Origin of the sequence: Pseudomonas sp. MWU13-2105, from assembly GCF_023242315.1 — a bacterium.
GTDB lineage: Bacteria > Pseudomonadota > Gammaproteobacteria > Pseudomonadales > Pseudomonadaceae > Aquipseudomonas.
The window spans coordinates 41,055-52,812 of record NZ_JALLIY010000012.1; the positions used below are offsets into that span (position 1 = coordinate 41,055).

The 11,758-nt window shown below is 53.0% G+C and carries 9 protein-coding genes; 7 read left to right on the forward strand and 2 right to left on the reverse strand.

Annotated features, from left to right (window positions below):
- Positions 1–48: 48 nt before the first annotated feature.
- Positions 49–1,797 carry an L-lactate permease gene (locus M5B96_RS18385; RefSeq protein ID WP_248798151.1) on the reverse strand — a complete coding sequence of 583 codons (1,749 nt, stop codon included), beginning with the start codon at positions 1,795–1,797 and terminating at the stop codon, positions 49–51.
- A 225-nt stretch (positions 1,798–2,022) separates the two neighbouring features.
- Here M5B96_RS18385 and M5B96_RS18390 point away from each other — a divergent pair, with 225 nt between their 5' ends.
- The 7 genes from M5B96_RS18390 (at position 2,023) to M5B96_RS18420 (ending at position 10,796) form a co-directional block, all read left to right on the forward strand.
- Positions 2,023–3,198, forward strand: a complete 1,176-nt coding sequence (locus M5B96_RS18390; protein WP_248798152.1) for a CaiB/BaiF CoA transferase family protein — start codon at positions 2,023–2,025, stop codon at positions 3,196–3,198.
- 4 nt (positions 3,199–3,202) lie between these two features.
- Positions 3,203–4,060, forward strand: a complete 858-nt coding sequence (locus M5B96_RS18395) for an HpcH/HpaI aldolase/citrate lyase family protein (RefSeq protein WP_248798153.1) — start codon at positions 3,203–3,205, stop codon at positions 4,058–4,060.
- 29 nt (positions 4,061–4,089) lie between these two features.
- Positions 4,090–5,031 (forward strand): LysR family transcriptional regulator, encoded by a 942-nt coding sequence (locus M5B96_RS18400; RefSeq protein ID WP_248798154.1) that lies wholly within the window; start codon positions 4,090–4,092, stop codon positions 5,029–5,031.
- Between the two features lie 330 nt (positions 5,032–5,361).
- On the forward strand, positions 5,362–6,981 hold the full coding sequence (locus M5B96_RS18405) for a methyl-accepting chemotaxis protein (RefSeq protein WP_248798155.1): 1,620 nt from the start codon (positions 5,362–5,364) through the stop codon (positions 6,979–6,981).
- A 597-nt stretch (positions 6,982–7,578) separates the two neighbouring features.
- Positions 7,579–9,201, forward strand: coding sequence for a methyl-accepting chemotaxis protein (locus M5B96_RS18410; protein ID WP_248798156.1), 1,623 nt, complete (start codon positions 7,579–7,581; stop codon positions 9,199–9,201).
- Between the two features lie 24 nt (positions 9,202–9,225).
- Positions 9,226–10,380 (forward strand): hypothetical protein, encoded by a 1,155-nt coding sequence (locus M5B96_RS18415; protein ID WP_248798157.1) that lies wholly within the window; start codon positions 9,226–9,228, stop codon positions 10,378–10,380.
- A gap of 11 nt (positions 10,381–10,391) precedes the next feature.
- Positions 10,392–10,796 carry a phosphate ABC transporter substrate-binding protein gene (locus tag M5B96_RS18420; RefSeq protein ID WP_248798158.1) on the forward strand — a complete coding sequence of 135 codons (405 nt, stop codon included), beginning with the start codon at positions 10,392–10,394 and terminating at the stop codon, positions 10,794–10,796.
- A 136-nt stretch (positions 10,797–10,932) separates the two neighbouring features.
- On the opposite strand, the gene M5B96_RS18425 is transcribed toward M5B96_RS18420, so the two are convergent.
- The gene (locus tag M5B96_RS18425; protein WP_248798159.1) at positions 10,933–11,562 is read right to left on the reverse strand and encodes a response regulator; all 630 of its coding nucleotides are present in this window, start codon (positions 11,560–11,562) and stop codon (positions 10,933–10,935) included.
- Positions 11,563–11,758 lie beyond the last annotated feature (196 nt).

Consider the following 11,758-nt stretch of genomic DNA (forward strand, 5'->3'; position numbering starts at 1 on the left):
CCTGACAACTGCGCGGACCCATGCTGTTGGTCCAGACGATGTTAGTGATCATGAGTGAACGCTCGGGACCATCCAACTCAACACCGGGGTGGATTGAAAGAGAACCAGAACGCTCATGATCGTGATCATCAGCAGGGTCCAACCAATGACTTTGCGAAACAGCACCCCCTCCTTCCCTGATATCCCCACAGCTACAGCAGCAATAGTCAAGTTCTGAGGTGAAATAGCCTTGCCCACCACGCCACCAGAGGAATTCGCGGCGGCAAGCAGCACATCTGACAGGCCGGTGTGATGGGCGGTTGTGATCTGCAACACCCCAAACAATGCATTGGCGGAGGTGTCAGATCCCGTCAAGCTAGTAGCAATCCATCCCAGGATTGGTGAAATAAATGCAAATGCGGGACCCGTTTGAGCAGCCCAAATACCCAGCGTTACTATCTGACCGGACAGATTCATCACATAGGCAACACCGACAACAGAGCAAACAGTAAATATCGCCCACTTCAGCTCACCAAGATTTTTCAGATAGACCTTTAAAGCTTGTTTAGCGCTTAACCCCAATACCGGAATGGTCAAACAACCAGCAAACAGTACAATTGAGCCAGCTGAAAGCAGCCACTCAAATTTCGCATTGACGACGCCAAGCGGCCTTCCTTCGGGCGTGACGACGTCCAATAGCGGCCAGTGGAGAGTACTCGTACCTAGTTCAAGTAACTCTTTCAACACTTTTATTTGACTGAGAGCCACCAGTGCAATGACGATGGCATAGGGAGCAAAAGCCCGAAAAAGTTCGATTGTCTCCCGAGCCACAACGAGTGTTCGAGCAGAATATCGTCTTGATCCAGAGCTTGTGCCTTGTATAATCCCGGCGCCGCCTCCGCTATTCAAGGTTGAAGCTGATTGCAGCATTTCGAAACGCTCATTTTTCGCGGGAACAAAAATCGCGGGGCCCAAAACAGCTGAGCTTTCAGTTTCGCGGACGCGTTCCGGACTCCAGACTTTGAGGAAAGTTACGACGGCCCCAATACACAGTAATGCGGCGCTGATATCCACTAACTCGATCGGTAAGTACATTGAACCAACGGCCTGGCCGGTTGCGAAGCTAATACCCGCGACGAGCGCTAAAGGCCAAATTTCCTTCAGCCCCCGGCGTCCGTCCGCGATCACAATCAGAATCAATGGGATGAAAAGCGCGAGAATTGGTGTCTGGCGTCCAACCATCACCCCTAGCTCATGGACGGGCAAGCCAGTCACTTTTGATAATACTGAGATGGGCAGACCAAGTGATCCAAATGCAACAGGACTGGTATCCGCTATGAGGCAAATGGCCGCAGCTTGCACCGGCTTTATGCCAAGTGCAATCAGCATCACCGCACAAATGGCAACGGGCGCGCCTCCCCCGGCCAAGGACTCAAGCAGTGCTCCGAAGCAAAAAGCAATGAGTAACGTCTGTACTCGTAAATCGGGGCTGAGCCTTGCGAGTGCCCCTCGAATGACCTTGTCGTGGCCGCTTAGCTGCGTCAGGCGGAATAACCAGATTGCATTGATGCCAATCCAGATGATGGGAAAGAAGCCCGTTGCCGCCCCCTCCAGCGTCCCGCTCGCGATTTGAACTGCTGGCATTTCGTAGACCCAGAACGCAATTCCGATCGCAGCAATCAAGGCAGACAACGCCGCCCAGCGGGCGGACACCTTGAGGAGCCCTAGTAAGACAAAGAGAACAAAGAGTGGGATCACTGCGCTTAATGCGGAGAGGCCTAAAGACCCCGTAATGGGCGTAAAGTTCTGTGTGTACATTTTTCACCTACCGGTTCTGAAGAACACTTTTTATTGATTAATCGACATTAGCCAGATCAGCCCAAGCTTGGGAAATACTAGTTTCCATGATGGGGTGCAGGTTCTGCCTATAACCAGCCACATAGGCCAAACCTTGAAGGGGTATCTAAAAAAACTACTTGTGAAGGACGGCCAGCCTACATAACTTGAATGCATACCACGCTGCACCCTTAGGAATTCGCAGATATGAAATATGATAAAAATAACGTCGGACCGTTGAACGATATCAGGGTGCTAGACCTCTCTCGACTGGTGGCGGGCAACATGCTCAGCGTGTACCTCGCTGACTTTGGTGCCGACGTCATTAAAATTGAGCGGGCGAATACCGGTGATGATTTGCGAGAGTGGAAAGAAAAAGGAATTGATGTTTATTGGAAAATCTATGGTCGCAATAAACGATCACTGGCACTTGATCTGCGATCCATTGAAGGCATGGACGTGGTGCTGAAGCTAGTTAAGACGAGTGATGTTTTCATCGAAAATTTCGTGCCCGGGACGCTGGAAAAAATGGGGTTGGCGCCGGAAACCCTGCTCGAAATCAATCCCAAGCTGATCATCGTTCGAATCTCTGGATGGGGACAGACCGGTCCTTACAAAGAAAAACCCGGCTTCGGCACGCTGATTGAGGCAATGTCCGGGTTCGCGGCCTTAAATGGATTCGCCGACAAGCCCCCCTCACTTCCCCCCCTTGCGCTTGCGGACATGATTGCGGGGGTTTACGGGGCCGCAGGGGTACTCACAGCCCTGCATCAAGTGAATCGTTCGAAGAAAGGTCAAGTCATCGACCTGTCGCTTTTTGAGCCCATCTTCTCGGTTATTTCCTCGGAAGCCGCGAAAATCCAACTAACAGGTATACCTACCGAACGCACCGGAAATCAAGCAAGTCATGCCGCGCCCAGAAATATATATATGTGCAGCGACGGCAAATATGTGGCCCTTTCGGGCTCCATGCAGTCGATGGCCATGAAAATCTTCGACACTATTGGCAAGCCCGAACTGAAACGTGACGAGCGCTTCATTGACAACAACGCCAGGGTCAAAAACCGCGAACAGCTCGATGCAATCATCGGCCGATTCATGATGCAGCACACACGGGATCAGGCACTGGAGATCTTTGAGCAGGCAGCAGTGACCGTCGGCCCGGTTTGCACGGTAGCCGATCTGATTGATCACCCTTACACAATGGGGCGTCAGACGATCGTACATTTGCCTGATGAAGACATGAATACAATCCCGATGCATAACATTGTTCCTCGACTTGTGGGAACGCCTGGCGGCTTCAGACGCCCAGCCCCCAAGGTCGGGGAGCACAACGAAGAAATCCTCCGTGAACTCGGCCACTACCCAGCCAATAAGAGTTAAAGCCATGATCCGTTCATTTTTATTCGCACCTGCTGATAACGCCAAAATTATCGAGAGCGCACTTGGTCGCCCTACCGATGTGATCATCCTGGACCTGGAAGATGGTGTTCATGAGAGTCGGAAGTCAGCTGCCCGCCATTCGATTAACGATAACCTTCAACGGATCAAAGCTTCCAAAAAGCTGGCAGCTGTCCGGGTGAATGGACCTCTTAACACCGCTGTCTGCGATCTGAGAGCAGTAATCGGAGAAAACCTGGACATCGTTCTGCTGCCCAAAGTCGAGCACTATCGTGATGTCCAGCTCATCAGCCAATTGGTTGGCGACCTTGAAAGAGAAAAGCAGCTTGCTCCGGGCCGGATTAGATTCCTTCTTCAGATTGAATCGGCGATTGCGCTACCCGCACTTCATCAGATCGCCGCTGCCGACCCGCGCATTATGGGAATGATGCTGGGAAGCGAAGACTTTTCCCTTGATTGCGGTGGAAAACCTATCCCATCACTACTGATGGGGCCGAGCATGATGGTACTTTTTGCCTGTCGCGCCGCCGGCATACAGCCCATTGGTTTCATCGGTTCAATCGCGGACCTTGGGGACAGTACCGGCTTCAAGGCAAAACTGGATGAAGCCAAATCTCTGGGGTTTCGTGGAGCGGTAGTCGTACATCCTAAATACCTGGACGCAATTAACGAATGTTATACTCCAAACAGCGCTGCGCTAGCTGAGGCTACCACCATTGTCGATGCATTCCATGAAGCAGACCGCAAAGGGCTGGGCGCTATCAAGGTCGGTGATCTAATGATCGACAAGCCTGTTTACCTGCGTGCAAAGCGCCTGCTTGACGAGTCATCAAATACTCGCTGACACCTCATCACGAACTGGAAGGACTGCTGTTGAACCTGAAGCAAATCACATACTTCATGGCTGTGGCTGAACAGCGGTCTTTCCAGAAAGCCGCTAATAATCTCCATATTTCTCAGCCTTCAATCAGTGCACAGATCAAGCTGCTTGAAGAGGAAATTGGAGTGCTCCTATTCGAACGTCGTTTCGATGGCGTGACCCTCACCCCCGAAGGACGTGACTTTCTTGGACATGCGAAGAATGTCCAGGCCGCTTTCCAAGGCGCAAAGCAGGCAATGCAGCATCTGAGGTCGGCAGAGCATGGCTCTGTCGCGGTCGGGCTGCCCGGTTCCTTGACGTCTTTACTGGCAGTGCCGTTGATCAGGGCGGTCAAACGCGAGCTGCCTAACGTTAAGATGCGAATTGTCAGCGGCCTGAGTGGGCATCTTCGGGAGTGGTTGATAACAGGTGAAATTGATCTAGGGTTGATATTCTCGACCCATCAGACAGAAGATCTGGTGACCACGCCTCTAATCACAGAGGATCTTTTCATCGCAGGCCATACGGACAGCTTCCGTCGAGACGCACTTAACAGCGACGGTGAGCTAAGGGCCTCATTGCTGAATCAATTCCCACTCGTGTTACCTGGCGCCGGACACGGGCTGAGGCGTGTTATCGATGATGTGGTAATCGGCCATGGTGTGAGTCTGGATATCATTGCCGAAATTGATGCTCATGAACCATTGCAGCAAATGGTCATCGACACGCAATGCTACACCATATTATCGCTCGCTGCGGTTCACCGCCATCCGGAACACATCTACACAGCTCGCATTGTGTCGCCAACTATCAAGCGCACGATCTACTGTGCCACTCACTCCAAGCGCCCGTTGTCCGGCGCAGCAAGGCGTGTAGAAATGCTACTGAAAATGCAACTATCCAAGGCTTTGGCAGAGGGTTGGTGGAGAAATGCCATCGATATCGGGCTAGGCTAATGCCGTGCAGCGGTTGACGTGCCACACACCAACTGCTCTTGTTGCGGTCCATCTGCAATCCTACAAACTGAAATATTCAAACTACAGCCACCGCTCCTACTTGCGAGCGCCAAGTACCTCACGTGAGACGCCCCCCAAAAACAACTCAACAAAAACAATCAAGCGAAAAATACTCATCAAAAAATATTACTTTTGGAAATGTTGTTTTCGGCACACGATAATTTCTAAAAAAATTCAGCCCCACATTCACAAAACCTTCAGATACGATCCATGCCGCCGATAATTTAGTTGCACCGACATCCCGGCGGTAACACTAATACAGGACTAGACATGAATCTCCGTTCTCTTAAAATAGCCCCTCGCAGCACGTTATGTTTTGGGCTGATAGCCGTTGTAGTCGCCGCACTGGGTTTTTTCGGCCTCCATCAACTGTCCAGCATACGTACTGAAAGTGAGCTGATTGAAAGAGACGCCATACCGGGCATTGTCTCCATTGATAATCTGGCCCTACAGCTGGCAAGGGTTCGAGTAGAGACGCTCCGGTTGGCAGCAGTCCCCTCGGCCGTGGATACCACTCGGGAGTCGATCAGGAAAATTGGCCAGGGCGTTGACGCAGAGTTCGCCAGATACGAGGCCCTGGGCGTTACCGGAGAAGAACGCGCCACCTTTGACCAACTGCACGCCGCTTATCGTGACTATCTTATTCAAGTAGACCAGCTTACCGCACTCGTCAAGCAAGGCAACCTGGACCAAGCCCGCATTCAGATCATGTCGACCATGGCCAATAGCGGCAACCGGATGAATGAATTCGCCAAGCGGCTCCAGACGCACAGCCTCGACCTCACGGCCTACCATACCCAAGTGGGCGCTACACTTTACAGCGAATCCAAAACGATCACCGCCATTGTAATTGCACTCGCGCTCTTACTGACCCTCCTACTTTCCTGGCGCCTGACTCGCAGTCTGACAATCCCCCTTGATGCTGCCGTGCAGGCGGCTGAAACCATTGCGTCGGGAAACCTGACACAGCACCTGGACACCACGGGCGTAGATGAAGCCTCACTACTCCTCAGGTCAATGGCCTCCATGCAAACCACTCTACGCGAAACACTCGACCGCATTGGTAAATCTGCCGAACAACTCGCCTCCTCGACGGAGGAAATGAGCGCTGTCATGAATGAAAGCGCCCAAGGCCTGCATCAGCAGAACGCCGAAATAGATATGGCCGCGACAGCCGTCACGGAGATGAGCCATGCCGTTGAGGAGGTGGCCTCCAACGCAGTTGCGACCTCCAACGAATCCAGGGCCGCCTCCGACACCGCGCGCCAGGGCCAAGTACAACTGGCCGATACGTTAACGGCTATCAGCGCCCTCACCGATAACGTGGTCGACGCATCGGATCAAGCGCGGAACCTGGCCGAGCAGACACGGAGCATCAGCAAAGTTCTGGACGTCATACGGGCTGTAGCAGAGCAGACCAATCTGCTGGCGCTCAATGCGGCGATCGAAGCAGCACGTGCAGGTGAGGCTGGCCGCGGATTTGCCGTTGTTGCGGATGAAGTCCGCTCGTTGGCTCATCGTACCGGAGAGTCGACTCGCGAAATTGAAACCATGATCAGCACCATTCAACAAGGTACCCACCAGACGGTGGAGGCCCTACTCACCAGTGCGGACCAAGCCCGCCAGACGCAGGTGCAGGCCCAGGCGGCCAATGATGCTCTCAGTACCATTGCGCATGCCGTATCAGGGATTAACGAACGTAATATGGTAATCGCCAGTGCGGCCCAAGAGCAGTCGGAGGTCGCTCGAGAGGTGGACCGCAATCTCGTCCGGATACACGACCTCTCGATCCAGACCTCGGCAGGTGCGGAGCAGACGCATACAGCAAGCCAGGAGCTCTCAAGGCTTGCGGGCGACCTCAGTGATTTGGTCAATCGCTTTAAGGTTTGATTGAAGAGTCCCCCAGGCGAGTCCTTGATCTCTCCACCCAGCTCGGGTCCACGGCGCCGACCTGCAGGATCACACGGCGCCAACTCAACGACGAGGTCATGGATCAACTACTGAGATACAACCATGAACGCTTACATTCGATACTTTTTTGCGTAAGCCCTCTGTAATGTTCAGATCCAGGATTTGATCGCCTGCATATTCTTAATGCCCTTCCGCAAACTGCGCCAGTAGGGCAATGCCTACTAAATCCACAAATCCGCCTACCCAAAAAATCAGCGCCCCCTGATAGTCAAGCGCAGAGCATGGCCTGTAGCATTTAACGCGAATAGCATGTTGCTTCCACTCCTTCGACACAGAGTTACTGACTCCGACACCCACCAGAAAATCCACCATCGGATGAAGAATATGCCATAACAATCACGCCACCACCCCCTCCTCAGAAGGCGTAGCTGTGATGTTATTGATTCTGTCAGTTGAGTGCGACTGTCGATGAGCGCCGGAGGGTTTTACAGCCTGTCTATAGTCAATGGAGTACTAAACGATCAGCGTTGACTTTCGTACTTTAAACGACTCTGCTCCGCCTCTGAGAACAAAAAAATGCGAGCAAAAATATCCCTGACATTGAAATTGTCGATTATGCCAGCAGTGGCACTTTTTGGACTGTTAGTTTTTGTCGGTTATACGTCCTTGCAGTTATCAAATACCGATACTCGTCTGTTCGAATTGGAAAACGGTAGCTATCCAACGCTTGAAAAAACAGATGCCGTGATCTTCCAGTTTTCCCGCTTACCGGGCTTGCTCAACAGCGCGGTCACCGCCGGTGAGATAGAGGCCCTCAACGAGGGACATAAAATAGTTGATGACATCGTTGCCAAGCAATCTGAGCTTAAACAGCTTTCCGAGCAGCAGCCGGCACGCAATCAAAAACTGACGACCTGGAACGAGGCGATCAAACGCTACGCTGATAACGCCTTCTCGACGTCCGAGCAACTGATAAAGGGCTCCGGTACCTTCGAAAGCTTACACTCCAACATTGACCGCATGAGCATTGATCTGAAAACCGCCCAAGGGCTGGGTGACACCTTCCGGGCCAATGCCTACCAGGACTTTCAGGCCAACCTGTCGCTGACCCGCACGGATAACGCCACCACCACTCGGGTTGGATACATTCTGACGATGATACTGGTGTTGCTGGTGAGCACAGGTTCAGTGCTTGTCATTCGGCGAATCATGAACAACGTTCATGGCGTGATTGACTCCCTCACAGCAATTGCCAGCGGCGACGGTGACCTGACACGAAGAGTCGATGTGCGCTCGGACGATGAAATTGGGGAAATGATCAAGCTGTTCAACAGTTTTCTCGATAAATTGCAGGCAACGATCCACCAGATCGTCGAGGCGGCGAGCCCATTGGGTGCAATGTCCACGCACCTCTACCGACTGACTCAGAGCTCAGAAGAAAACACTAAGTCCCAGCAAGGTCGTATCGATTCGATCAGTAGCGATATCCATACGATGACGGTCAGCATCCAGGAAGTTGCCCAACGCTCCCAGCAGGCTTCACAGAAGGCCGGTGCGGCGTTCAAGCAGGCCGACTCCGCTCGCCAAAACATCGGCGGGCTATCGAACCATATCAGCGACCTGGGTGTCAGCGTGCTTGAAGCGGTTCAGGCCATGCAACAATTGGAAGAAGAAACCCAGCAAGTGGGTTCGGTCCTGACCGTCATCCGCAGTGTGGCCGAACAGACCAATCTGTTGGCACTCAACGCCGCCATCGAGGCTGCCCGCGCCGGTGAACAAGGACGTGGGTTTGCGGTGGTAGCCGATGAAGTACGCAACCTTGCACAGAAAACCACCGCGTCCACTGCCGAAATCCAACACATCATTCAGCGCTTGCAGAACAGTGCAAACAGAGTGCTCGACATCATGGTGCTCAATGGCGAAAAGGCCCAGGCCAGTATCGAGCGCTCAGTGCAGGCTACCCAGACGTTGGAAGCCATTGCGGGGGCTGTGCACCAGATCAATGAGTTGAACGCCGGTATCGCTCAGTTCACCCATGAGCAAATCGGTCTGTCGAACTCTATCCAGCGAGAGACTGAAGTCCTCAAGCTCGATTCACAAGTATCCGCTAATGGTGCCGACGCCACGGCTCGCCTGGGCGAACAGCTGGTCGGCACAGGCGACGACCTAAGAGCGGCAACCGCTCAGTTCAGCGTTTAACACAACACCAAGAGAGCAATCCGAATGATCAGTACTCGAGTCTTAAGTATCGCTGCGCTGTGCGTGGCGAGCAGTCCGGCGTTCGCGCTGGATCAAGGCGACTATCGTTTTAATGGTTTTGGCACCTTGGGTGTTACGCACCTGGGCGGTGCGGGCGACAGCCATGGTTACGGCATCACCGGTCAGACGAATGATCATTGGCGGGGTGACCAGCTATCCAAACTGGGTGGGCAATTACAGTACGGCATTACCGATACTGTCGGTTTGACCGCTCAAGCGATCATCAAGCCACAACAAGATGAGTGGCAGGGGAATCTGGAGTGGCTATACCTGTCATGGCAGGCAACCGATAAATTGAAATTCCGCGCCGGCCGCCTTGGCGGAACGGCTTATATGTACTCGGACACACTCAATATTGGTTTTACCAACCCCTGGATTCGCCTGCCAGACGAAGTCTACAGCCAGGTCCAAATCACCAACTACGAAGGCGCCGACTTCATCTATACCGAGCCGTTATCGTTTGGTTCACTGACGGTTCAGGCCTCCGGTGGTGCCGCCAACAATCGTAAACTGTTCATACTCGATGAGCTTTACGATGTGGACTACAAGAATTTTTTTGCCGCTAACGCTACGTTGGCCGTCAACAACTTCGGCTCCTTGCGCATTGGTTATGCCCAGACGGATGTAACTTCCGATGACCATGCGCCTATCACCACCCCATTCGGAGTCGTTGATCAGACGCTGGTTAAACTTGATAACACCCACGCGACTTTTACCTCAGTGGGTTACCAATACGATAACGGCATATGGATCACCAGCGACGAATGGACCCGTCGCACTATAGCCGAAGGCTCGAGTCCCGTTGAGGCAATGTACTTCATGGCAGGACGCCGCTTCGGCGACTTCCTCGCTCACGTCACCTATGGTCACATGAAAGATGATTCCGGGTGTGAAAACTCTTGGACCTACGGCCTGAACTACAGCGTTACTCCGTCGGTTATAGTGAAGGGCGAGTTCAAGCGAGTCGACACTCATGGTGGCACTTCGGGAGTGTTCGTCAAGAACGCCCAGGAAACTTTCAACAATGCTCTGTTTTCCCAAACTTCAGGCGCCCTCGGCGCCCCCTCACGAAACTTCGAGGGTGACATCATTAGTATCGGCGTCGATTTCGTATTCTAAGGAGAGCAAAAATGAAACTGATCATTAGCGCTCTCAGCGCCTGCACGTTACTGACCTTCGGCTCGTTAGCAAACGCCGAAGTGGCGGTGATCGTCAATACAGGCGCAAGTTCGGCGCCCACCCAATCGGACGTAGCGAACATTTTTCTTGGCAAGGACAATTCGTTCAAGGCGGTGGATCAGACCGCTTGGAGCCCCACCAAGGATAAGTTCTACCGTGCTGTCACCAATAAAAATGAAGCGCAGTTGAAGTCCTATTGGTCAGGTGTGATATTCACCGGTAAAGGCCAACCACTGCCCAGCGTAGTGGACGACAACGCCGTCATTACTCGAGTTTCTTCACAGGCAGACGCTATCGGTTATGTGGATAAATCGACGGTGAATGACAAAGTCAAAGTGCTGTTCACCTTACCTTGATCTCTGAAGTTTAATCTAAAGCTTGGCGCCGCACGCCAAGCTGTTTTATATACCCCAAACCGAGCACGCATTGGCCTCCGGATTACATCGACTCGACGGTACTCGTTCAGCCAATTCTAACTTGAGGCGTGAATGCTCAGAGCGACGGCTGGGTCATGGCATAGCGAACGATATCGGCTGTACTGGTGAAGCCCATTTTTTCCATAAGGCGAGCTTTGTGGGTACTGACGGTCTTATGGCTGATGACCAGTTGCATAGCAATCCGCGAGACGCTTAGGCCACAGGACAGCAGACGCATGACTTGCAGTTCCCGGTTGGTAAGCGCGTCATGTTGGCTGCATGGTCCCGGGCCACTGGCGGCAAAAACGATTTGTTCGGCCAAACCGGCGTCGATATAACGCCCGCCGGCAGCCACTTTACGGATAGCCGTAAATAGGGCTTCAGGGTCGCTATCCTTGGTCAGATAGCCGCAGGCACCCGACCAGAGCGCCCGCTGGGCGATCTGTACTTCATTGTGCATACTCAGCACGAGGATCGGTAATTGCCGATAACGGATACGGATGCGCGCAATCAGATCTTCGCCACAGATGCCCGGCATGTTCATGTCAAGCAGGAGAAAGTCTACGTCGTCCTGACGCAGCCGTTCGAGCAACATGACACCGTTTTCCGCCTCGGCCACAACTTTCAGGTCGCTGGCCAAGGCGAAGATCTGTTTCAGGCCTTCACGCATAATTGCGTGATCATCAGCGATCATCAATCGGATCATGGGGCCTCCGGGGCCGGCTGAATAGGGATATGCACCCGGACACGAACGCCCTGTCCCGGGATACTGTTGACGGTAGCCTTCGACCTGCCGCCCACAGAACCGCCACCGATAATGCACACCGCGCCAGCGCAATCGTAGATCTTGTTTTCGTTGTTCACTTTGCACTCCTCGGGATCTATAACCAGAAGCCTAAGTT